At 61.2% G+C, this 22,876-nt stretch carries 20 protein-coding genes; 10 read left to right on the forward strand and 10 right to left on the reverse strand.

Going from position 1 to position 22,876, the window contains the following annotated elements; genetic code table 11:
* Window positions 1-179 precede the first annotated feature (179 nt).
* The 6 genes from HMPREF2842_RS04535 (at window position 180) to HMPREF2842_RS04560 (ending at window position 4,857) form a co-directional block, all read left to right on the forward strand.
* Window positions 180-1,190: a YeiH family protein gene (locus tag HMPREF2842_RS04535; protein ID WP_070634397.1), complete on the forward strand. Its 1,011-nt coding sequence runs from the start codon at window positions 180-182 to the stop codon at window positions 1,188-1,190.
* Window positions 1,191-1,282: 92 nt separating this feature from the next.
* Window positions 1,283-1,465 (forward strand): hypothetical protein, encoded by a 183-nt coding sequence (locus tag HMPREF2842_RS04540; RefSeq protein WP_049345143.1) that lies wholly within the window; start codon window positions 1,283-1,285, stop codon window positions 1,463-1,465.
* Window positions 1,466-1,588: 123 nt separating this feature from the next.
* On the forward strand, window positions 1,589-2,089 hold the full coding sequence (gene ybaK, locus HMPREF2842_RS04545) for a Cys-tRNA(Pro) deacylase (protein ID WP_070642993.1): 501 nt from the start codon (window positions 1,589-1,591) through the stop codon (window positions 2,087-2,089).
* An 87-nt stretch (window positions 2,090-2,176) separates the two neighbouring features.
* Window positions 2,177-2,626 carry a peptide-methionine (R)-S-oxide reductase MsrB gene (gene msrB, locus HMPREF2842_RS04550; protein WP_070642996.1) on the forward strand — a complete coding sequence of 150 codons (450 nt, stop codon included), beginning with the start codon at window positions 2,177-2,179 and terminating at the stop codon, window positions 2,624-2,626.
* Between the two features lie 213 nt (window positions 2,627-2,839).
* A complete protein-coding gene (locus tag HMPREF2842_RS04555; protein ID WP_070642998.1) occupies window positions 2,840-4,105 on the forward strand; it encodes an HRDC domain-containing protein in 1,266 nt (421 codons plus the stop codon).
* A 224-nt stretch (window positions 4,106-4,329) separates the two neighbouring features.
* The gene (locus HMPREF2842_RS04560) at window positions 4,330-4,857 is read left to right on the forward strand and encodes a Rieske (2Fe-2S) protein (RefSeq protein ID WP_070634400.1); all 528 of its coding nucleotides are present in this window, start codon (window positions 4,330-4,332) and stop codon (window positions 4,855-4,857) included.
* Between the two features lie 179 nt (window positions 4,858-5,036).
* Here the strand turns inward: HMPREF2842_RS04560 and dxs are convergent, their stop codons facing one another.
* The 3 genes from dxs to HMPREF2842_RS04575 form a co-directional block, all read right to left on the reverse strand.
* Window positions 5,037-7,109, reverse strand: a complete 2,073-nt coding sequence (gene dxs / locus HMPREF2842_RS04565) for a 1-deoxy-D-xylulose-5-phosphate synthase (protein ID WP_083308752.1) — start codon at window positions 7,107-7,109, stop codon at window positions 5,037-5,039.
* Between the two features lie 225 nt (window positions 7,110-7,334).
* Window positions 7,335-9,014, reverse strand: a complete 1,680-nt coding sequence (locus tag HMPREF2842_RS04570) for a class I SAM-dependent RNA methyltransferase (protein WP_070643001.1) — start codon at window positions 9,012-9,014, stop codon at window positions 7,335-7,337.
* 221 nt (window positions 9,015-9,235) lie between these two features.
* A complete protein-coding gene (locus HMPREF2842_RS04575) occupies window positions 9,236-11,371 on the reverse strand; it encodes an APC family permease (protein ID WP_070593498.1) in 2,136 nt (711 codons plus the stop codon).
* Between the two features lie 193 nt (window positions 11,372-11,564).
* Between HMPREF2842_RS04575 and HMPREF2842_RS04580 the strand changes: the two genes are divergently transcribed.
* Together HMPREF2842_RS04580 and HMPREF2842_RS04585 are read left to right on the forward strand one after the other, a co-directional pair.
* Window positions 11,565-12,431, forward strand: a complete 867-nt coding sequence (locus tag HMPREF2842_RS04580; protein WP_049337398.1) for a potassium channel family protein — start codon at window positions 11,565-11,567, stop codon at window positions 12,429-12,431.
* A complete protein-coding gene (locus tag HMPREF2842_RS04585; RefSeq protein ID WP_005506372.1) occupies window positions 12,432-13,085 on the forward strand; it encodes a potassium channel family protein in 654 nt (217 codons plus the stop codon).
* Window positions 13,086-13,198: 113 nt separating this feature from the next.
* Here HMPREF2842_RS04585 and HMPREF2842_RS04590 read toward each other — a convergent pair whose 3' ends face one another.
* The 5 genes from HMPREF2842_RS04590 to HMPREF2842_RS04610 all read right to left on the reverse strand — a co-directional run bounded on the left by HMPREF2842_RS04590 (window position 13,199) and on the right by HMPREF2842_RS04610 (window position 16,358).
* Window positions 13,199-13,975 (reverse strand): DUF3159 domain-containing protein, encoded by a 777-nt coding sequence (locus tag HMPREF2842_RS04590; protein WP_049346356.1) that lies wholly within the window; start codon window positions 13,973-13,975, stop codon window positions 13,199-13,201.
* Entirely contained in the window at window positions 13,965-14,504 is a 540-nt protein-coding gene (locus HMPREF2842_RS04595; protein WP_049340596.1) for a hypothetical protein, read from the reverse strand. The genes HMPREF2842_RS04590 and HMPREF2842_RS04595 overlap by 11 nt, the downstream gene beginning before the upstream one ends.
* Window positions 14,504-15,298: a DUF3710 domain-containing protein gene (locus HMPREF2842_RS04600; protein ID WP_070643003.1), complete on the reverse strand. Its 795-nt coding sequence runs from the start codon at window positions 15,296-15,298 to the stop codon at window positions 14,504-14,506. The genes HMPREF2842_RS04595 and HMPREF2842_RS04600 overlap by 1 nt, the downstream gene beginning before the upstream one ends.
* Window positions 15,299-15,376: 78 nt before the next feature.
* Entirely contained in the window at window positions 15,377-15,823 is a 447-nt protein-coding gene (gene dut / locus HMPREF2842_RS04605) for a dUTP diphosphatase (RefSeq protein ID WP_049340598.1), read from the reverse strand.
* A 235-nt stretch (window positions 15,824-16,058) separates the two neighbouring features.
* Complete coding sequence (locus HMPREF2842_RS04610; RefSeq protein WP_049340600.1) at window positions 16,059-16,358, reverse strand: DUF4193 domain-containing protein; 300 nt, start codon at window positions 16,356-16,358, stop codon at window positions 16,059-16,061.
* Between the two features lie 326 nt (window positions 16,359-16,684).
* On the opposite strand from HMPREF2842_RS04610, the gene sepH reads away from it, so the two are divergent.
* Window positions 16,685-17,836 carry a septation protein SepH gene (gene sepH / locus HMPREF2842_RS04615; RefSeq protein ID WP_193389605.1) on the forward strand — a complete coding sequence of 384 codons (1,152 nt, stop codon included), beginning with the start codon at window positions 16,685-16,687 and terminating at the stop codon, window positions 17,834-17,836.
* Between the two features lie 139 nt (window positions 17,837-17,975).
* Here the strand turns inward: sepH and HMPREF2842_RS04620 are convergent, their stop codons facing one another.
* On the reverse strand, window positions 17,976-19,256 hold the full coding sequence (locus HMPREF2842_RS04620) for an alkaline phosphatase family protein (RefSeq protein ID WP_070629474.1): 1,281 nt from the start codon (window positions 19,254-19,256) through the stop codon (window positions 17,976-17,978).
* Between the two features lie 54 nt (window positions 19,257-19,310).
* Window positions 19,311-19,904: a DUF5998 family protein gene (locus HMPREF2842_RS04625; RefSeq protein WP_005506389.1), complete on the reverse strand. Its 594-nt coding sequence runs from the start codon at window positions 19,902-19,904 to the stop codon at window positions 19,311-19,313.
* A gap of 286 nt (window positions 19,905-20,190) precedes the next feature.
* Here HMPREF2842_RS04625 and HMPREF2842_RS04630 point away from each other — a divergent pair, with 286 nt between their 5' ends.
* Window positions 20,191-22,716, forward strand: coding sequence for a DNA gyrase/topoisomerase IV subunit A (locus tag HMPREF2842_RS04630; protein WP_070643005.1), 2,526 nt, complete (start codon window positions 20,191-20,193; stop codon window positions 22,714-22,716).
* Window positions 22,717-22,876: the final 160 nt, after the last annotated feature.

Consider the following 22,876-nt stretch of genomic DNA (forward strand, 5'->3'; position numbering starts at 1 on the left):
CCGGTCACCCACACTCAACTCGGAAGAGCCATATTAAGTTCCTCAAGGATATCGAAGGCCTTTATCAGCGCGGAGGCTGAGGTGGTGTGCGCTCAGGGCTGGGTCTGCATTCCTACTTTCTATTTTATTTTTCTAACAAATAAGATTATAATAAGGAGTGTTTATTTTCGGAGGTTTTTATGTCATTTCTATCAAAAAATTGGGCAGGACTGTCAGTCTGTCTGATCATTTCTATCATCTCTTGGGTTTTAGGAGGATTTCTGCCTGTTGTGGGAGCACCTGTTTTCGCCATTTTTATCGGAATGATTCTCCATCCCTTTCTCACTTCCTATACACAACTGGATGCCGGTTTGACTTATAGCTCCAAAAAACTGCTTCAGTATGCTGTTATTTTGCTTGGGTTTGGACTCAGTATCTCACAAGTTTTCGCAGTTGGAACATCTTCCCTTCCTGTTATCCTTTCAACTATTTCAATTGCATTGATTATAGCTTTCTTTTTCCAACGCTTTTTTAACCTTGATACAAAACTAGCTACCTTGATTGGAGTTGGATCTTCTATCTGTGGCGGTTCTGCCATTGCAGCGACTGCTCCTGTTATTCACGCCAAGGAAAAAGAAGTAGCCCAAGCCATTTCTGTTATCTTTTTCTTCAATGTCTTGGCAGCTCTTATCTTTCCGACTCTAGGTTCTTGGCTCCATCTTTCCAACGAAGGTTTTGCTCTCTTTGCGGGTACTGCGGTCAACGATACTTCCTCTGTGACAGCTACTGCTAGTGCCTGGGATAGTCTTTACAATGCAAACACTCTTGAGCCTGCAACTATTGTCAAGCTGACACGTACTCTAGCTATTATCCCTATCGTTCTCTTCCTCTCCTATTGGCAAAGCCGTCAACAAGGCAACAACCAAGGAGTGAAGCTTAAAAAAATCTTCCCCGTTTTCATTCTCTACTTTATCCTAGCTTCTCTGCTAACTACTCTTCTCACATCTTTCGGTGTCAGCACTAGCTTCTTTTCACCTCTCAAACAACTCTCCATATTCCTCATCATCATGGCTATGAGTGCTATTGGTCTCAAAACCAACCTCATTGCTATGATCAAATCCAGTGGAAAATCCATTCTTCTTGGAGCCCTTTGCTGGATTGCTATCATCCTGACTAGTCTTGGCATGCAATTACTCATCGGTATTTACTAAGAAAAAAGGGAGCCTAAAGGCTACCTCAGAACGTAGACAAACGTCATTTTTGGCGTTTTATCTATGATGAAAAAACTAAAGAATACACTCTCATGCTGAAGCACATTTGGGAATTCGTAATGTATGTTGAACCCGACGGGTCATATACAGAAGACAAAAATACGGCCGAGGGGGACGATAGCGGCGCTTACATTCTCCAATATTCAGATGGATTTTGGACTGTCGTTGGCTCGCTTTCTCAAGAGCAGCTGAAGGAAAAAGGGCTACTGAAATAACCCCATAACCTTTGAGAAGCCACATGTGTTTCGAGAAGCCACCAAAGAAGTGGCTTTTCGAAACACATGTGGCTTCTCGGCGCATAGGTATCGGCGCATGGTGACTTCCGTAAAATGGTGTCTATGGCTAAGAAAACTAAAGGTAAGAAGAGCGGCGCAGCAACCGCCGCCGTAGCACTGCTGACCGAGACGAACACCCCCTTCCAGATGCGTGAATACGAGCACGTTGAGGGCGTCACTTCCTTCGGTGAAGAGGCCGCGAAGAGCCTCGGCGCCTCCGAGGAGCAGGTGTTCAAGACCCTGTTAATCGTGCACGAGAAGGATTTCGCGGTCGCGATCGTACCGGTCTCTGGCAAGCTGAACATTAAGGCTGCCGCGGCGGCCCTGGGTTGGAAGAGCGCCTCCATGTGCGATCCGAAGGTCGCTGAGCGCCGCACCGGCTACGTGGTGGGCGGTATTTCTCCGCTGGGCCAGAAGACCCCCTCCCCCACCCTGCTCGATGAGTCTGCACAGCTTTTTGACACGATCATGGTCTCTGGCGGTAAGCGCGGCCTGGACGTTGAGCTCGCCCCGGACGACCTGCTGAAGCTCACCAACGGCAAGTACGCTAACATCCGTGCTTAGTCCGCGCTCAGCAGGAATAATCCGCCCGGCCGCGGCGTTACATATGCCGTAAGAGCCTGGGCATGAGAGCAAACTGAAGGAGTCATGATGGGCAATTCGCTACCCGGCGTGGGTGCTATCGCCAAGAACTGGCGTGAAGTTCTCAAGCCTGAAGAGTACGCTGTTCTGCGTGAGGGCGGCACCGAGCGCGCGTTCACGGGCAAGTACTGGAACACTCACACGGAGGGTGTGTATTCTTGCCGTGCCTGCGGTACGGAGCTGTTCCGTTCCGATCAGAAGTTCGATTCGCATTGTGGTTGGCCGTCATTTTTCGCGCCGCTGGCTGAGGACCGTGTGCGCTACCTGGAGGACACAACGTTCGGTATGCGCCGTGTGGAGGTGCGTTGCGCCGCCTGCGATTCGCACCTGGGTCACGTGTTTGAGGGTGAGGGCTACCCGACTCCCACGGATTTGCGGTATTGCATTAATTCGGTGTGCCTGACGCTGGCCCCGGCTGGTGAAGCGCCGGTTGACGAGGCGCCGGTTGACGAGGCGTAAGCCGCCGAATAAACCCAGGCAATGCCCCCTCGCGGGCACGCCGGTGAACCCCTTATTGTGAGTCTCTCTAAATTCGAGGCTTTAAGCTCGGGCGGGTAGAATGGCGTAGTGCCTTCGCGGGCACACCACCCCGCCCGGGCTCGTGTTTGCTCGGGCGTACGCCTACCCGGGCATCTGGCGCGTCGAATCAGACAGAGGAAAAGGATTGAGTGCATGAGTACCGCAGCTGAACAGAATGCCGCTGGCACCCCTCAGCTGACCCTTAACGGTATCGAAGTTCCGGACGTTGTTCCTCTGGAGGCCCCTTCCGCACCGATTCCGACCCTTATCAACACGGAAAGCGGGTTGCGTCGTGCTGCTGAGCAGTTGGCGGCGGCGTCCGGCCCGGTGGCTGTTGATACGGAGCGTGCCCAGGGCATCCGCTACGGTTCGCGTGCTTTTTTGGTGCAGCTTAAGCGTGAAGATCAGCTGTACCTGATTGACCCTGAGGCGTTTAAGGATTTGCGCATTATTAACGATGCTCTGGCCGATGCTGAGTGGGTTATTCACGCCGCAATTCAGGACTTCCCGAGCCTGGATATGCTCGGTATGCGCCCGAACCGTCTGTTTGATACGGAGCTTGGTGCACGTCTTGCCGGTCTGGAGCGCGTGAACCTGGGTGCGACCGTTGAGGAGCTACTCGGCTATAAGCTGGCGAAGAAGCACTCGAAGGAAGACTGGTCGCGCCGCCCCCTGCCAGAGTCCTGGCTGAACTATGCGCTGCTGGACGTTGACGTGCTCATTGATTTGCGTGACGCAATGGAGGATTTGCTCCGCCAGCAGGGTAAGCTGCAGTACGCCCTGGAGGAGTTCGAGTACCTGTGCAAGAGCCCGGTGAAGGATCCGACGGATCAGCCGGAGCGTTGGCGTAAGACGAAGGGCCGCACGATGTTGCGTTCGGTCAAGCAGCTGACGGCGCTGCGTAACCTGTGGCTTGAGCGTGACTCGCTGGCGCGTAAGAAGGACGTTGACGCGAAGCGTCTGCTGCCCGACTCTGCGATTGTGGAGGCGGCACGCACCATGCCGCGTAACGTGCCCGCTATCATGGCGATCCCCGGTTTTCAGACGCGCGGTCTGCGTCGTGAGGGCCCGCGCTGGGTGCGTGCTATTGCTGCTGCGGCACGCGGTGAGAACGCTGTACCGTTCACTTTGCCGTCGACTGCCCCGCCGCCGTTGAAGGCGTGGGAGTCTAAGCGCCCCGAGAACTTGGCGCTGTTCACCGAGGTTCGTCAGGCGATTGATGAGCTGTCGGAGAAGCTGACCATTCCGGCGCAGAACCTGATCACGACCGATTATGTTCGCCGCCTCTGCTGGGAGCCGCCGGCTCGTTTTGACGAGCAGACCTTGCGGGATGCGCTCGCCGAGTACGGTGCGCGTTCGTGGCAGACGGGTCTGGTTGCCCCCGTGATTGCGCCGATTTTTGCCCGCCACCTGGGGTAGATTTCTCTAACGTTGAATAGATGTGCGTGCCGGTTGGGTGTGTTGCTGATGCGACCGCCCGACCGGCATTTTGTGTGCCTCGGGAGTTTGACACGGTAGTTTGTCCCGGTATTTTGCCTCAGCAGTTTGTCTCCGGTGCAAACGTGAACCAAGCTTAGCCTGCTCTCATTCGATTTTTGTCCCAAACCGGCATAGGGTGGAGAGAGTACACGAAAGGAACCACCATGCCCGCACCCAACGGATGCTGCCGCTCTCAGAAGGCATGCGCCTCCCCTGCTACTGAATCTGCAACCGTCGACACCGCAGTCGATACCACAGAAACTGATTCTTCTGCGCGCGTCTTCTCCCGCCGCGCAACCCTCATCACCGGCGCCGTCACATCCGGTGCGTTGCTCGCCTCCTGCGCTGAAGGTGACTCCAACGTTACCGCGCCCGAAGGCACCGTTGAGGTAGGTTCCGCCTCCGCAGTGGGCGTGGGCAAGGCGGCACGCCTGACTCACGGCTCCACGACCGTTATCGTCTCCCAGCCGTCCGCGGGCGAGTACAAGGCGTTCAGCACCGTGTGCACCCACCAGGGCTGCCAGGTGCAGGTGCAGGATTCCAACCGCATCGTGTGCCCCTGCCACGGTTCCGAGTTCGCTGTAGCTGACGGCTCGGTCGTGCACGGCCCCGCGGAGTCGCCCCTTGCCAGCTACCCGGTGCAGGAGAAGGGCGGCAAAATTTTCGTCACCCACACCTCCAAGGATTCCTAAACCGGCGGCTCAGAACCTACGCACAGCAAAACCTCCATACGGCAAGACCTGCGCACAGCAAAGCCCCACCCATCACAATCGATGGGCGGGGCTTTGTGCTGTCTTATGGTACCCGCTACTGATGCCTACTATTGCGGCGCGCTACTAAGAGAAGCTCAGGCGGCACTCAGGTACGACCGTTAGCGGGTGTGGCGCGGCTTCTGGCCCTCTTCACGAGCGAACGGAACCTTATCGCCAGCCAGCTGCGCACGCAGATCCGCGATAATGGTTTCCGCGGTCAGGCCGACCTCCTCCAGAATCTGCTCGCGAGAAGCGTGCGGAATGAACTCCGCCGGAAGACCCAGCTCGCTCAGCGCAGTGTCCACGCCAGCCGCACGCATTTCCTGGCGGATGCGCGAACCCACACCACCGGAACGCACGCCGTCCTCAATGGTCACCACAATGCGGTGATCACGAGCCAGTTCAACGACCGAAGACGGCACCGGCATCACCCAGCGCGGGTCAACCACGGTGGACTGGATGCCCTCGGCGGCAAGCACCTTGGAGGCTTCCAGAGCCACGCGAGCCATAGCGCCCACGGCAACGAACAGCACGTCACGCTGACCGGTTTCCGGGTGGGGTTCACCGGTGCGTGCCAGCACGTCCACGCCGTCGCTGCGGCGCTCCAGGGCGGGAATGTCCTCGCCCACGGAGCCCTTCGGGTAGCGAATCACGGTCGGTGCGTCGTTAATAGCTACAGCCTCACGCAGCTCTTCGCGCAGGGTCGCGCCATCACGCGGAGCCGCCAGGTGCAGGCCCGGAATGAACTGCAGCATCGCCAAATCCCACATGCCGTGGTGGCTTGCACCGTCCGGGCCGGTAATGCCGGAGCGGTCCAGCACCACGGTCACGCCCGCCTTGTGCAGGGCAACGTCCATGAGCAGCTGGTCAAAGCCGCGGTTCAGGAAGGTTGCGTAGAGAGCAACCACCGGGTGCATGCCGCCGTACGCCAGGCCTGCACTCATCGCCACGGCGTGCTGCTCAGCGATACCTACGTCAATAACGCGCTCGGGGTGGCGCTTCTGGAATTCGCGCAGACCCACGGGAATGAGCATCGCGCCGGTAATACCGACGACGTTCTCCTGCTCATCCGCAATATCTGCGATTTCGCTACCAAAGACACCGGTCCACGACTCGGAGGTGCTGGTCGAAACATCCTCACCGGTCAGCGGGTCAATCTGGCCCACCGCGTGGAACTGGTCGTCCTCGTTCGCGCGGGCGGGTGCGTAGCCGTGGCCCTTCTCGGTAATGGCGTGCACGATGACCGGGCCGGCGTAGTTCTTTGCCGCGGTCAGCGCGTTCTCCACAGCCTGCTGGTCGTGGCCGTCAATGGGGCCCACGTACTTCATGCCCAGGTCTTCGAAAATACCCTTGGGCACGACGACGTCCTTAATGCCCGCCTTCATGCCGTGCAGGCCGCGGTACACCATCTGACCGACGGGGCCGCCACGCTGCAGGCCGATGCGCACTGCATCCAGGGCGTTGTCGTAGCGGTGATCGAGGCGCACGCGATCCACCTGCTGCTGCACACCGTGCTTGAGTTCAGACAGCTGGTTCGCGAAACCGCCAATGGTCGGCGCGTAGGAGCGGCCGTTATCGTTGACCACAATCACGACCTTGCGGGTGCGGTCGGCAGCAATATTGTTCACAGCCTCCCACGCCATGCCGCCGGTCAGCGCGCCGTCACCAATGAGGACCACGGTGTAGCGGTCATCTTCACCGTTGAGCTTGTGCGCGCGAGAAATACCGTCAGCCCACGAAATCGAGCTGGATGCGTGCGAAGAAGCAATAATGTCGTGCTCAGACTCGCCACGATCCGGGTAGCCGGACAGGCCGCCCTTCTGACGCAGCGTCTTAAACGCGTGACGACCAGTCACCAGCTTATGCACATAGGACTGGTGGCCGGTGTCGAAAAGAATGTTGTCCTTGGGAGATTCGAAGACACGGTGAATGCCGAGGGTCAGCTCCACAACGCCCAGGTTCGGACCCAGGTGACCGCCGGTCGCCGACACATTCGTCACGATGAACTGGCGAATTTCCTTAGAGAGCTCCTCCAGCTGCTCGTAGCTGAGGTTCTGCAGGTCCGCCGGGGACTGAATACCCGGGAGCAACTTGGCAGTGGCACCATTACCAATGCTGTAGTCGGCGGTGGGTGCGCCACCGGCGGCGCTATTCGGGGTCTCCTCCTGCGGCAATGCGTTTTCAGCGGACATACACCCACACTCCTCAAGGTCGGGGCACGGCTCATTCCGTGCGTTGGTTCTTCAATGATTCTACCGTTTAAGGTGCCAAAAAGCAGATTTATGCGCCCGCAGAGCAAGACGCACCGGGTTGAGCGAAAACGGCCTGAAATAACCCCTAGTGGGCAGGCTGGTGAACAGCCCAACCCGCCCAACACTGCGATTATTTGCTTCTTTGTTACAGCTACTAGCTGCGCGCTACTTGGTGCGGCGGCGGCGCGGACGAGGCTTCGCCGGGGCACGCTCAAACAGCGCCACCGACTCCACGTGATGCGTATTCGGGTACATATCGAACGCCCGAAGCTGCACCATGTCCCAACCCAGCTCACGCAAAATACCGGTGTCACGACCCAGGGATGCCGGATCGCACGCCACGTACAGAATACGCTTGGGGTCCAGCGCATCCAGGCGTTCCAGGGTGGTTCGGTTCGCGCCCTCACGGGACGGGTCAAGGACCACCGCATCAATAGCGGGGATTTCACCAAACTCAAGGGCGGTCTTCAAATCCACCAGATGGCGTGCCACGTCGCCGCGAATCACCTCAATGCGGGTGTCCGCAGAGTTCTCGGTGCGGGAGCAACCATCCGGCGCGAAGTTCGAGCGCGCATCCTTATGGGTCACCGGGGAGCCCTCAATACTGACCACGGTACCGGTTGCGCCCACGGCGTCCGCGAGCGCGGCGGTGAACAGGCCCGCGCCGGCGTACAGGTCGAGGGTGCATTCGCCTTCCTGCGGGCGGAGCATGGTGAGCATGGTTCCGACCATGGTGGAGGGGGCGGCGCGGTGAATCTGCCAGAAGCCGCCGGCGGATACCTGGTAGCTGAATCGGCGGGAGCCGAAGGTGACTTCTTCGGTGACGGAGCGCAGGCCCGCGCCGAGCAGCTGGTCGCCTTCGGGTACGCGGCGGTAGGGGGTGTGGGAGGAGCCGGGGCGGCGGCGCTTGGGCTTGCCGTTGGAGGTGGACTGCGGGGTGAAGAAGAGCGAGATTTTGCGCTTGGCGAGCAGTCCCCAGGCGTCGGCTGCCTGCTGTTCGATGTCCTTGGCGACCTCTTCGATGGAGAAGCGCGGGTCAACGATGAACTGCAGGAGGACCCTACCGCGGGAGGAGACGGTTGCCTCGACTTCGCGTACGCCGCGCAGGTTCAGTTTCTCAAGCTCTAGGTTGCGCAGTTCGAGTGCGGCGAGGGGAAAGTCTACGACCGGTACGGGCTGGGAGGCGCGGTAGGGGTGCATACCGACGCGCCAGGTGACGGCGGGGCTCTTCTTGCCGACGCTGTTCTTCTGGTCGGTGTTCTTCTGGTTGCCGGGCTCGTCGCTGGGCTCGTTACCGGGCTGGGTGCGGACCTTGGTCACGGTGTAGCGCACGCGGGTACGCCAGGACAGGCCCTCGTTGTTATCGCGCAGGGGCAGCTCTTCAACCATGAGGTTGGTCAGCAGGGGCGATTCGAGGGGCAGACCGCCCAGTCGGTTGATTTGGGTGCGGACGATATCAGTCTTGTAGCGTCGCTGCTCATCCAGGTTGATGTGGCCGTACTCCATGCCGCCGAGCAGTTCGGGTACGCCGGTGGCGGCGGCGCGTTCCTCTTCGGTGGCGAGCGCATCCGCCTGGATCCAGGGGTGGGGGCGGCGTGCCAGGGAGGGTACGGGTACGGAGATAACGTCCGCGAAGTAGAAGCGGCGCTTGGGGCCAATCGCGGTGATGCGCACTTCAGCCTGTTCGCCGACGATGCCGTGACGCACAAAGATGACGCCCTGTTCGGTGCGCGCTACGAAGGCGCCGCCGTGCGCGGGAGCCTCACAGGTGACGGTGAGGGTCTGCCCGACGCTGTATCCGTCTACGTTGTTGGAGGCGGCAGGCGTGGTAGCAGTGTGGGTCACAGCATTGTCTCCTAAAGAATCACTTAATGTGAACTATTTTACACCGGTTTGTACCTTCACTCCGATTCCGACGCCCCACAGGGGGCACCAAATAGGTTGCAAAAGGCAAAGTCCAGGCGCTATGCGGGGTGCTCAAGCAAAGTTGCGGGGCAATTGACAGGGCTCGGCGCCAGGCAAATATTTCTGGACGTCGGGCAGTCATGCTGGGCGCCGGGCAATTATTACGGCTGGCGTTTCTTCTCGCGCGCCACAGCGTCCGCCTCGTGCAGGCGACCGCGGTACACCGCGTGGCGGTTGCTCTGAATCAGCTCGCGGCCACCACCGGCTGAACGAGTAATCTTCGGGGCGACAGCTTCCGTTGGGCCTTCTGCTTCTACCGTTGATTCTTCGCTTTGTAAACGCTGATCAAAAATCTCATCATACACCTCATCCTCGTGCATCGCCCAGGGCACGGTCGCCGTCATGACGCCAGGCTCGTGCAAAAGCGCCTGCTTGAGGCGGCGCACCGTGCGGCGGTGCAGAATACGCTGCCACCAGTGCTTCACCACAAACTCCGGGAGGTACACCACCAAAATATCGCGCGGTGACTTCTTGCGGCGGCGGCGAACATACGAAACGACAGCCTCCACCGTGTCACGGTACGGCGAATCAATCACCGACAGCGGCACCGGAATGCCCAGGGCATACCAGCGCTTCTTCACGACTTCCAGAGCGGCGCGGTCATTGTTGACCGTTAGCGCCTCAATCGTGGAGGGGCGGCCGGCACGCGCATACGAGAGGGCACGAACCGCCGGGCGGCGCACACGCTCCACGTACACGATGGCGTGCACACGCGAAGGCAGGGCCGCCACATCCGCAACGGATTCAGCGTTCAGGGGGATGTCCAGGGCGGCATCCACAGCATCGTAGTGGCGGCGAGTCACAACCATACCTCCAACCATCAGGGCAATCATTCCAAGGGAGAGCCACGCACCGGCGGCGAACTTCGTCACCACGACGATGACCAGCACCGCGGCGGTCACCATCACGCCCACCGCAGAGACCGCAATATCGCGCAGCAGGGCGCGGCGCGGCATCTGCGCCAGGGTAATGCGCAGCAGACGCATGCGGTAGCGCACCACCGCCAGCTGAACCAGCACCATCGACAGGCACATGCCCACGATGTACAGCTGAATCAGTGAGTACACGTCCGAGTTGAAAACGGTGGTGAGGAAAATTGAGAATGCCGACAGCGCCAGCACACCGTTCGCGTACAGGCCGCGCGAATCCACGCTGCGGAAGAACACCGGCAGGTACTGGTAGTCGGCCAGCGACGAAGCAATCACCGGGAAGCCCGTAAACGCCGTCAGCGAGGCAATAATCAGCACGCCCACCGTGGCGAATACCAGCAGCTGCGCGAAGAACGGCACGCCCTGATAAATTGCCAACGCCACCTGGTACAGCGCAGGTTTCTGGTGGAAGTACTCCCCCGGCGTGTGCCCGTCAATGAACAAGAAACGGGTCGTATCGTGCACCATGTGCACGCGGGTTGCCGCCGCAAAACCGAGCAGGCTCACCAGCAGGACCGAGGTGATCAGGCCCATCAGCATCATGGTGACCGCCGCGTTATATTTCTTCGGGCGGCGGAAATACTTCACCGAATTAGAAATCGTAGAAACACCCGAGAACGCCACCAAGCCGGCAGAGAAAGAACGCGCCAGAAGCAGCATCAGCGCCAGACCCTCCAGCGAATGGGTCTCGAGCTCGGGGGCAATCACGTAGGTCGCAGACTCAGCCAGTGGCAGAGTACCCGTGGCGGCACGAATCCAACCCACAATGAGGGTCGCTCCCAACAGTGCCAAGAAAACATACAGCGGCCAGTACGCAATCTTGCCCAGCAACTGCACGCCACGTAGCGCAAACAACGTCAGCGCAACAATGAGTAGCACCGCAATGTGCGTGCGCCAATCCTGAATCTGCGGATACAACGCCACCAAAAACGAGGACGCCGAAGACATAGACACCGCCACCGTGAGCATATAGTCCATCAGCGAGGATGCACCCATCACAATCGACGGCAGCGCACCCAGTTTGCGGTGCACCAGCTGAATATCGCCTTCAGAAGCAATCTGGTTGATGTTGTAGCGGTACGTGCCAATCACCAGCAGACCCACCATCGCCACACCCAAACCAATCCAGGGTGAAAAAGCGAGCGCAGATGCACCCGCAGCGGCAAGGGTCAGGATCATCTGGTCGGCTGCGTAGGCGACCGAAGAGATGCCGTCGGCACCGAAAAGAGGCAGGGCGTAGCGCTTCGGCAGCGCGACTGCCGAAAGATTTCGCGTGCTGACCGGCTGACCGGTCAGGGCGATGCGCATCCTATCCCAACGATTCCTCACGCTGTTAAGGCTATCGGTCGCGGCTTCAAAGCTCAATTTTATTCAGCCGAATAGTGGGCATTGCGAGCGGAATATCACGGGGCATCGGCGTGGAGGCTCACCCGCCCATTACACTGGTAGAGGTAGGCGGTAACGCCTTATCGACACAAAACATCAACACTCGGAGGGATGTATGCCTCACTTCGTCATTATGGGTGCCGGACGCGTGGGCGTCATGCTGGCGCGCACTCTGGAAGCTTCGGGGCATACGGTCGCCGTCATTGACCAGGACGAACGTGCTTTCCAGCCGTTGCGTAAAGGCTTTGAGGGCCGCCTGGTAACCGGTGTCGGTTTTGATGAGGACACTCTCAAGCGTGCCGGCATTACCGAGGCGTACGCTTTTGCCGCCGTCTCTTCGGGCGATAACTCGAATATTATTGCCGCCCGTGTGGCACGCGAAATGTTCAAGGTGAAGAACGTTGTGGCGCGTGTGTACGACCCGAACCGCGCCGAGTTTTTCCAGCGCATGGGTATTCCCACGGTCGCTTCGGTGCGTTGGTCCACCGACCAGGTGCTGCGCCGCCTGCTACCCGAGCAGGCGCTCAAGGGCGACTTCCGCGAACCCTCGGGCCGCCTCATGCTCACCGAAATTCCGCTCGACGACGGTTGGGCGGGTCACGCCCTGACCAGTATCGAACGTGCCGCCGGGGTGCGCATCGCCTACATCACCCGCTTTGGTGAGGGCATGCTCCCCCGCCCGGATTCCGCCTACCAGCAGGGCGATAGTGTGCACGTCATGATGCGCACCGACGACGTTGCGGACGTAACCCGTATTCTCTCCCGCCCGCCGCGCGTTGAAGACGAAGAAGTGGAGGCGAACTACGCCCCCGCCTCGGGCCACCGCAAGCACCCCCACGCCCCGAAGAAACCCGCCGAGCAGGCGCACAACGACGGCCCCGTTATCGAGCATGAATTCCACCTCGGTGACACTCCCCCGGAGCTGCCCGATCCCCTCGAACTCATCGGCCGCCATCGTGATTCCTCGAAAGGTGAGAAGTAAGTGAAGGTCCTCATTGTTGGTGCCGGTTCCGTGGGCGCCTCCATCGCTAAAGAACTCATGATGAACGGCCACGACGTGACCATCATCGACTCCAAGCCCGAAGTCAAGAAGCGTGCCGATCTGCCCGGTGTGCGCTGGCATATTGGTGACGCCTGCGAACTGTCCGTACTGCGCCAGGTGCACCCGAACAAGGCGGACGTGGTCGTTGCCGCAACCGGTGACGATAAGGCAAACCTGATGGTCTCCCTGCTGGTTCGCAGTGAGTTTGGTGTGCCGCGCACCGTGGCGCGCGTGAACAACCCGCGTAATGAGTGGCTCTTTGATGATTCCTGGGGCGTGGACGTTGCCGTGTCCACCCCGCGTCTGATGACCGCCCTCGTTGAGGAAGCCGTGGAAGTCGGCGACGTGGTGCGCCTGCTGACCCTGCAGGCTGGCGGCGCGACCCTCGCCGAGTACACCGTGCCGGATGACCACCCCGTCATCGGTTACCGCGTGGATCACGTGCAGTGGCCCGTTGATACGGTGCTCACCGCGATCCTGCGTGACGGCGCGCCAATCCCGCCCAGTGCCGACGTGGCGATTGAGGGCGGCGACGAGCTGTTCTTCATCACGACCATTGCCGGTGAGGATCAGATCCGCGCACTGTTTGCATAGCACTGTTCGCATAGCGTTTATACGTAAGTTTTTGAGGAGGCGAAAGCCCCGGTCACGGGTACCGGGGCTTTCGCGTACTTCTATGAAGTTCTTCTACGTATGAAGTTGTGGAGTTAGCGGCTTTCTGAACCGTCAACTTCGGCAGTTTCGGCAGCCTCGGGGTCCTCGCTCACCAGCGCCTCCTCGGGAGCCGACACACGCCACGCCAGCCACACGCCCAAAGCGTACAGCGGCAGACCCATAATCAGGCGGGTCGCACCCAGCGCCTCCACATTATTCGCAAAATACAGGGGCACCTGCACGGCAAGGCGCAGCATCATCAGCACGGTAATAATCCAGGTCGCCAGCATGTACTGGCGCAGGCGCACCGGGTTCTGGCGCCAGCTCAGCGCCTCACTGCGAATCACCGCGAAAATCAGACCCATCAGCGGCCAACGCACCAGCATCGACAGCAGATACGCCAGAATGTACACGCCGTTCGTCCAGAAGCCCACCACAAAGTAGTCGCTCGCATTACCGGTACGGTACGCGGCAAACGCACAAATTGCCACGCCCACCAGGCCGGTCAGCGCACTCACCAGCTTAGAGCCCTGCACCAGGCGAATCAGCGTGAACACACCCGCCGCAGCCAACGCCGCAATCAGGGACAGGTTCAGTTCCTTCGTCACGGTGAACAGCACCAGGAACGCCACCGCCGGCAGCGAAGACTCCACCAGGCCGCGCCAGCCGCCGATAGCGTGCAGAATATCCACATCACCGTTGGCGGTGCGGCGCATATTCGCGCCCATGGAGGCGCTCAGGCTCTGCGCAAACTGGTTCCCCTCCCGCGCAGGGTCAGTTGCGGGGTTAGCGTTCGGGTCGGGCTGGGTCGAAGACTGCTCAGCGCTCATATTTTCCCTTCTCAGCAAAGAATTGCGGCACAATCTCATAGCGCGGGTTGTAAATCACCGGCTGATGCGCCCTCACCGACACCACGCCGGAACAGCGCAACAGCGCACCGGCAAGCACGCCGGGCACCATCCGCTGCCCCTGCCACTTCAGCAGAATCCGGTCCCCCGGGTTGAACGGCGCATAGGGCGGGAACGACACCTCGTGCTGATCCTGCACCGCCACGGTCGCCAAAGACGCCGTGTTCAGGTGGTGTTGCTTCTCGGAATCCTCGGACTCCTCGTCGAAATCCTCACCGGGCGGCTCCACAATCGGCATACCAATCAGCGCCAGCGGACTCGACCACTGCAGGGGCTTCGACTTAGCCACCACCAGCTCGGCACGGTACATCGGCTTATCCTGCAGCGCAGGCAACCATACCTGCTCCACGCGTCCGGCAAGGCGTACGCGAAAGCGCTCGGGGTACCCGGGAGCAAGAATCTGCTCCTCAGGAACCGCGAGCGCACTCGGGTAGTTCGAGAACTCAGGCATTAGCCAATCTCGGTAATCTCAGGGCCGCGGCGAGGCATCGGGCGCAGCTTGCTGTGCTCGTTCTCGGTTTCTTCCTCCACGGCGGGCTCTTCCTCAGCCGCAACGATCAGGTCGGCGGGCAGAGTCATGGGCAGCAGCTCGCGCGGCGGGCGCGGCTCGTCACCACGGTCCACCACGACGGTGCGGAAGACTTCCTCCACGGAGGCGGCAGCCTTATCGTCACCGAGCACAGCCGCGCCGGAGATGACGCCGCGCAGGAACCAGCGGGGACCGTCCACACCCACGAAGCGGGCGATGCGCTCACCGGGCTGACCGTCCGGGGTGACGGCGGGCAGGCGGGTCAGCATCTCGGCGCCGAATACGCCGGCGTAGATTTCGACGATGCCGCCCTGGGAGGCGACGGACTCGGTCAGGTCGTGACGGATGTCGTCCCAGATGCCGGTGGTGCGCGGTGCAGCGAATGCCTGCACCTGCAGGGTTGCGCCGTCACGGGTGATGGTTGCGGCGATGACGGCACCGGTTGCGTCGTCAGTTTCGAGGCGCAGGTTCATGCCGTCGAGCAACTTGATGCGCAGCGCACCCAGGTCGACGTAGTCTTCGAGGTCTTCGGCGGTGACTTCTTCAATGTCGTGCGGGCCGTTGACGCGGTCGTACTTGATGACCTCGGGAGAGTTCTCCTCTTCCTTCAGCTCCTCAACCTCGACGTTGGTCTCCTCAATCTCTTCGGCGACAGCCTTGTCGATGGCGGCCTTTTCAGCCTCCTCGGCGTGCTTCTTTTTACCAAATCCGAACATGGTATTCCTACTTTCACCGCACGCAGGGTGCGGGGGGGGTTCTTCTCTTCTCTCGTGCCGTTTCGCGGTGAGAGCAGACTAGTGGATTCCGCTGGAGCCGAAGCCGCTGGAGCCGCGTTCGGTCTGTTCCAGTTCATCCACCACGGTAAAGGTTGCGTGCTCGTACTTCTGAATGACCAGCTGGGCGATGCGGTCGCCGCGCTGCACGTGGAAGGACTTGGTCTTGTCAGTGTTGAGCAGGGTGACCATCAGCTCGCCGCGGTAGCCGGAATCAACGGTGCCGGGTGCGTTCACAATGGTGATGCCGTTCTTGGTTGCCAGGCCCGAGCGCGGGTGCACCAGACCAACGTAACCTTCGGGCAGGGCGATTGCCACGCCGGTGGGGACGAGGGCGCGTTCGCCCGGTTCCAGCTCGAAGTCGACGCGGGAGCGCAGGTCAGCGCCGGCGTCGCCGGGCTTTGCGTAGGCGGGTGCGGGCAGCTCGGGGTCGAGCAGCTTAATGTGGACGTTTACGGGGGTCATCATGGTCAATACTCTAACCTTTCGCGGGTGTCTGTGCCATTACCTCGCGCTGTGTTGAGGCTCTACTGCGGGGTGTTTTCGTTGTGTGTTCGCGTTCAGCACGCGCTGTGCCGCGTTGGATGCGACGCGGCGCTATTCTTGCGTGCGCGGCTTTCACATACTCAACGGGGCGGGTGCACTCGGCACTCGCCCCGTCATGAGGTGTATGTCGGGTGGGTGTTAGCCCTTCCCTAAAGTTTTAGCCCTCGCACTCGACGCAGTAGAACAGGCCGCCCTCTTCGCGTGCAATCTGCGAGCGGTGGCGCACCAGGAAGCAGGATGCGCAGGTGAACTCGTCGTCCTGAGCGGGCAGAACAACAACGTTCAGCTCCTCGTTGGAGAGGTCAGCACCGGGCAGCTCGAAGCTTTCTGCTGCGCTGTTTTCGTCTTCGTCCACCGCACCGGACTGCATCTCGGAACGGCGGGCGTTCAGCTCCTCGTAGGACTCTTCGTTCTGCTCTTCGTCCTGCTTGCGAGGTGCATCGTAATCAGTTGCCAAACTTTCACGCTCCGTTGGTTCTGTGGCTGTGTGTTGAACTAGGCCACGCTGGTTTAATGAGTGCTCTAGGTGCCGCTGGTGAGGATTTAACCCCGACGGCATGCCAGGTATTGTTCACCATTGGCACCCTATTTGTCTAATCCTGGGTAGGCTTTGGACGGTTTAGGCGTCACATTCTAGCTTTTTCGGTCCGAAAAGTACATCTTTTTTTGGGGAAAATCCCGCCTCCGCTACTGATTTACCGCGCTTTCACGGTACCCTGGAAGGTAGTTTGCGTTCCGTGCAACACATTCACGAACGCGTCCGGTTCACCTATGGAGGTTCTCATGCTTGAACTGCGTCTGATTGGCGTTCACGATGACGGCGAAAATCTGGTGCTTGAATCTGCTGACGGCACCCGCTTCTTGCTGCCGATTGACGCGAACCTGCGCACGAGCATCACCAAGGCTCGCCGTATTCAGCCCGCCCGCGGTCTGGGCGCTAAGGGCACCTACGGTCCGCGCGATATTCAGACCCGTTTCCGTCAGGGTGCCTCCGTTGAGGAAATCGCTGAAGAGTCCGGTTGGGAGCCGGAGCGCGTGCGCCGCTACGAGTGGCCGATCGTTGCTGAGCGTGCCCACATTATTCGTGCCGCTCAGAGCGTGAAGATTGGTCGCCGCAGCTCCGCTTCGGGTACCGCACAGATTCCCGTGACCCTGAGCGCCCGCATTGAGGAAGTCTCCGAGCGTTACGGTTTTGAGGACGCAACCCAGGACTGGACCACCCGCCAGCAGGAGAACGGCCAGTGGCGCGTTGAGGTTGATATTGCGCTGAAGGATTCGGTGCGTCAGAACCTGCCCGCGCAGGTCGTCTTCCCCGCACGTTGGGTGTACAACCCGGCAAACCAGGGCCTGTACGCTTCGAATGAGGCGGCGTACTTCCTGATGGGCAATAGTGAGGACGCTGTTGCCGCCGCCGCGAAGAAGGCTCCCGTGGAGGTTCCTCCCGCCCGCCTGCCGAAGGCACCCGAGCCCGCACCGGCACCCCTTACTTCCTCTGAGAGCGCTGATGAGCGTAAGCTCAAGGAGCTTTTGGAGCGCGCCCGCTCGGTGCGCCCGGCGCAGGTTGAGGAGCCCGAGGTGTTCGTGCACCGCGAGTCCGCTCAGCCCGCTGAGCCTGTAGCACCGGCTGCGCCCGCTGCCCCGGTAGCTCCTGCTGCCCCGGCTGCACCCGAGCCCACTGCAGAAACCACCGATCCGCTGGCTGTGGATTCGGAAGCACCCGTTGACTCCGTTCCGGTCGAGTCCTTCACCCTGCCGGCACCCATCGAGGACGCACCCGCCGCTGAGGCTGCTGAGGCGCCGGCTACTGAGGCACAGGCTGAGCCCGCACCCGCAGCTGAGCCCGCCTCTGAGGAGAAGCCCAAGCCTTCCTCCTCGAAGAAGCAGCGCGTGAGCGTTCCGGCTTGGGATGACATCATCTTCGGTAGCCGCAAGTAAGCGACCGCCCGCGCCGCCCGATAAAAGCTTCTAAGCAGGGGCTTTAGGCAAGGGCATCTAGACATACGAAAACCGCTGGTTATTCACCCGAATAACCAGCGGTTTTCTATGCTCTCTGATGCTTTAGAAGACTAGTACTTTAGAAAGTCTTGAGCATGCGCAACGGCACCAGACGCTCAGCGTCCGTCAGCGAACCGTGCTGACCAACCATGTGCAGGGCACGCTCCTGATAGTGGCGCATATCGTACAGCGCCCAGTCGTCGCGAGCGCACACCATCAAATCGCCGATGCGGCCGCGCGCCGCATCCGTGATGACCGGGCCGAAGTAGCCGGCGCGTATCAGTTCGCGAGAATCAATCACCCAGGCGCGCTCGCCCCAGTACTGCGCCCAACGCTGGGCGGTGGCGGTGCGTGCCGCCTCCGAGGTGTCTTCGAGGTACAGGTGCACGGCGCGCGGTTCACCGGCGGTCATTGCGATGTTGCGGGTCAGCTCCTCCACGCCAGAGTAGTCGATGCGCTGGTGCTCGGGCACGTTCACCATGCCGTGATCGGCGGTCACGAAGAGTGCCGCCCACGCCGGGGCGCGCTCCGCCAGACGCTTCAGCGCCGAGTTCAGTTCCTCCAGCTGCTGCAGCCATTCGTCGCTACCCACGCCGTAGCGGTGGCCCGCCGCGTCAATCTCGCCCCAGTACAGGTACACGGTGGTCGGGGTGCGGCTGGAGAGCGCCTCCAGGGCGTAAGTGACGCGGGCGTTATAGCCGACGGCGTCCACGAAGTCGCCGCCGCGCAACGCCGCCTCCGTCAGGCCGGTACCGCGGTACTTACCCAGCGAAATGGTGAGCACGCGGCGGTTCGTATGGTGGCGTTCCAGCACGGTCGGCAGCGGTTGCCAGGCGTGCGGATCCACCGACTGGTCCCAACCGGACAGGTGGTTCATGACCGAGCCCGCTCCCCCGTTACCTGCCGGGTTGCGCACCTCGTAACCGGCGATGCCGTGCGCGCCCGGTGCCGTACCGGTACCCAGCGAGGTCAGGGAGGCGGCGGTCGTGGTGGGGAATGCGGCGTCCAGCGGGCCCAGATTCAGGGTCTTACGCAGAGAGGGCGCGTAGCCGCCGTAGCTGTTGATGAGCTGCTCGCCCAGACCGTCCACCATGACCACGCAGGCGTGACGGAAAGACGCCGGGTCAATATCCTGCTCCGTGAGGCGACCGGCAAGGTTCAGCGGGTCGGCTACGGAGTTGAATGCCGGGTCGGAGTCCAGGGCGTGCGCGGGGCGCGCCAGGCTTCGCTGAGCCACCAGAGAGGAGGCGGACTCCAGCACATCGGCGATGCTATTGCTGCCGTAGGCGGGCGCGGGAGGCAACGGCGCGCCCAGAACATCGTGCAGAGTGGGCTGTTCGGTGCGGGACGGGGCCGTCATAAGTTCCTCTCGGGTGTCTTAGGGGTGTAGCGAGCGCCGTTGGGGCGCTGGTTTTTATCGGCGGGTTGCGTACATGCGGGCACGGTGCAGAGCACGCGCAAAATGCTGCGCACGCTGAACCGACTCAGGACCGTCAGCGGTCGCAGAAACACGCACCGCAATGTCCTCGCGGCGCGCATCGCCGGTGAAGCCGTGGTCGGCGTTGCACTGCGGATCCTGGCAGCCAGCAGGAGCCAGCTCCATGTGCAGCGAACCGGTCCAAGCAATCTGGAAGGAAATCTCAGTCGGGGCGGTGCTACCGGCGTTGTACGCCTGCGGCTGGCTGAAACCGTAGCTGATGGTGACCGCGTTCAGGGCGCTCAGGTGCACCGCCTCCACGCTCACATGCGCCACGGTGCCCTGCGCGTCACCTTCAAGGTGCTGGTCGTCCAGGTGCGCAAAGATGACGTGCTCACCGCAGAGCACCATCACGGTGATGTGGCGGTGAAAATCATCGCGGGAGAAGTGGGTTTCATGCTGTACGAAGTGCGCGTCCGGGTTCATGCCCGCCAGCGCGTCATCCACCACTTCCAGCACGAGGTCGGGGTAGAAACCGGCATGCTTAATATCTGCGACCAGTTGCTCGCGTTCGGGGGTGGTGGCGTACATCGTACCTCTTTCGTGCGGTGCCCTCATGAGGCGACGTCGGTCGGCGCACACGATGAAGGCGGTTAGGTATTACTCCCCTCTACCTTAGAGGGTTCCAGCCGGGCTGTGCTACTTGACCACGCTAATACAGGCTCATATGACGGTGTGCAATCCCCCGGTATGCTTCGGTTACTGCCCCGCAACCGCCTTGGCGCACCCCACAGATGACGCCGACCAACCAGCCCGTCTCATCCGCTACCACCCGCTAAAATAGGAGGAGCGAAAACACACCGACACGAGGAGATATATGGCTCGCCGATCCAAATCCACCGTCAGCGACTACCCGGTGGATGTGGTAGAGAATATCGTCGACATCGACGTATCCGCTGAGATGGAAACCAGCTTCCTGGAATACTCCTACTCGGTGATTTATTCGCGCGCCCTCCCCGACGCCCGCGACGGCCTCAAGCCCGTGCAGCGCCGCATCCTCTACATGATGCAGCAGATGGGCCTGCGCCCCGACAAGGGCCACGTCAAGAGCGCCCGCGTGACCGGCGAGGTCATGGGTAAGCTCCACCCGCACGGCGACGCCGCCATCTACGACGCTATGGTTCGCCTCGCCCAGCCCTTCGCGCTGCGTCTGCCCCTCGTGGACGGTCACGGTAACTTCGGTTCCCTCGACGACGGCCCGGCAGCCGCCCGATACACCGAAGCACGTATGGCGCCCGCCGCGCAGGCGCTCACCGCGGACCTCGAAGAAGACGTGGTTGACTTCGTACCGAACTACGACAACCAGTTCATGCAGCCCTCCGTGCTGCCCGCAGCGTTCCCGAACCTGCTCGTCAACGGCACCACCGGCATCGCGGTCGGCATGGCAACCAACATGGCGCCGCACAACCTGCGCGAGGTTATCGCCGGTACCCGCCACCTCATCGCCCACCCCGAGGCGACCCTCAAAGACATCATGAAGTTCATCCCCGGCCCCGACCTGCCCACCGGCGGCACCATCGTGGGTCTGGGAGGCATTCGTGACGCCTACGAAACCGGCCGCGGCACCTTCAAGACCCGCGCAAAGGTCTCGATTGAGCAGGTCAGCCCCCGCAAGCAGGGCATTGTCGTCACCGAACTGCCGTACATGGTCGGCCCTGAAAAGGTCATCGAAAAGATCAAGGACGGCGTCAACTCCAAGAAGCTCACCGGCATCTCCGACGTGGTCGACCTGACCGACCGCACCCACGGCCTGCGCCTCATCATCGAAATCAAGAACGGCTTTAACCCGGAGGCGGTGCTCGCCGCCCTCTACAAGCACACTCCGCTTGAGGACTCCTTCGGTATCAACAACGTGGCGCTCGTGGACGGTCAGCCGCAGACCCTCGGCCTGCTCGACCTGATGCGCGTGTACATTGACCACCGCCTGAACGTGGTCCGCCGCCGCACCGAATTCCGCCTGGGCAAGCGCACCGACCGCCTGCACCTGGTGGAGGGCCTGCTCGTGGCGATCCTCGACATTGACGAGGTCATCCAGATTATCCGTGAGTCTGACGAGACCGCTCAGGCACGCGAAAAGCTGAAGGCCGTCTTCGACCTGACAGACACCCAGGCGAACCACATTCTGGAGTTGCGCCTGCGCCAGCTCACCAAGTACTCCCGCCTGGAGTTGGAAGCAGAACGCGACACCCTGCAGCAGGAAATCGCGGAGCTGCAGCGTATCCTCGGCTCCGATGCGGCGCTGCGTGAACTGGTCTCCGAGGAGCTCGCCGAGGTTGCCGAACGCTACGGCACCGACCGCCGCACCCAGCTCAAAACCAAGGACGAGATGCAGGTCGCCATTGAGGCAGTCACCGCGCAGTCCAAGGCGAAGAAGAGCCTGGGCCTCGCCCTCGAAATCGCGGATGATCCCTGCTGGGTGCTACTTTCGGCATCCGGCATGATGGGACGTACCCCCGGCAAGCCCATCCGCGAGGCGCTCGTGGATCCCGGCAAGCGTTTCAAGCACGACGTGTTCACCTCGATTGTGCCGACCACCGCGCGCGGTGAGATCGGTGCCGTGACCTCCGCAGGACGCATGGTGCGCCTGTCCGTCATGGACATTGCGGTGCTGGACGAGAACGGTGGCACCCCCTCCATGACGTCTGCTGTGAAGGCAGCCGAGCTGGTTCAGCTCGCCAAGGGTGAGAAGCTGGTCGCCCTCGTACCGCTGAACACGGTGCTGGCGCTGGCAACCGCGGGAGGCGTAATCAAGCGCCTCAACCCGGATTACCCGCTGAACCAGACCGAGTGGGACATCATGAAGCTCAAGGACGGCGACGAAATCGTAGCCGCCGCCCCCTGCCCCACCGACGATGCGGTACTCACCTTCGTCACCCGCGACGCGAAGCTACTGACCTTCGACGCGGCAAAGGTCCGCCCGCAGGGACGCACCGGCGGCGGTATCGCAGGCATCAAGCTTGCCGACGGTGACCGCCTCATCGCCCTGGGTGTGACCGCGCCCGGCGACGCGGCGGAGGTCGTGACCGTCACCAACGGCAAGGACGGCCTGGCGAGCGCCAAGGTCACCGCGCTGAGCGAGTACCCGCAGAAGGGCCGCGCGACCGGCGGTGTGCGTGCGCACCGATTCCTCACCGGTGAGAGCCAGCTGGCTCTGGCGTGGGTGGGCGTGGGCCCGGCGAAGGCGGGGTCCTCCGGCGGTGTGGCTCGTTCCCTGCCGACCGAGCACGGTGCCCGTGACGGTTCCGGTGTGATGCTCACTCAGAGCATCGGCATTGTGGGACCGAACTATGCGGCTGTTTCTGCTGCGCTGGCGGTTAGCCCGGAGGGTGAAAAGCTCTTCTAGGCGCGCGGTTCACTGCCTTTCGTGGCGGCGCCACTACCCGCCGCTCAACGACCGATTGAGCCACCAGACGGTAGCTAAATCGCCACAACTCCAAATGCAGAAATGCCCCGGTACTTTCGTGAAGTACCGGGGCATTCCCATGCACACTATGTTTTTCTAG

It is taken from the genome of Rothia sp. HMSC069C10 (assembly GCF_001812205.1).
GTDB lineage: Bacteria > Actinomycetota > Actinomycetes > Actinomycetales > Micrococcaceae > Rothia > Rothia mucilaginosa.